The following is a 226-nucleotide window of genomic DNA, read 5'->3' on the forward strand; positions in this document are numbered from 1 at the left end:
CCAGCAGGTTGCCGCGAGCGTCGAATTGTTCGTCAATGGCCGGCTGGCCGGCTCGGTCTTTCACGCTGCGATTGCTGTGCGATGCCACGCGCATGATCAAGGTGTCGTCTACCGCGCCGTGATGCAGGCGCTGCAGCAGATTGCCCGCTTCATCGTAATAATAGGTCTCTGTGTAATTGCACCAGCGACTGGCGTCCGGCGGGCCGAATCCCTGCCACTCGGGCAA

At 61.5% G+C, this 226-nt stretch carries 1 protein-coding gene; it reads right to left on the reverse strand.

The window, feature by feature from the left end; translation table 11 throughout:
• Nucleotides 1–226 (reverse strand): hypothetical protein (locus KW846_RS29870; protein WP_218486480.1); only part of this gene is annotated, 226 nt, incomplete at both ends.

It is taken from the genome of Pseudomonas sp. PDM32, assembly GCF_019219225.1.
Taxonomy (GTDB): domain Bacteria; phylum Pseudomonadota; class Gammaproteobacteria; order Pseudomonadales; family Pseudomonadaceae; genus Aquipseudomonas; species Aquipseudomonas laurylsulfatiphila.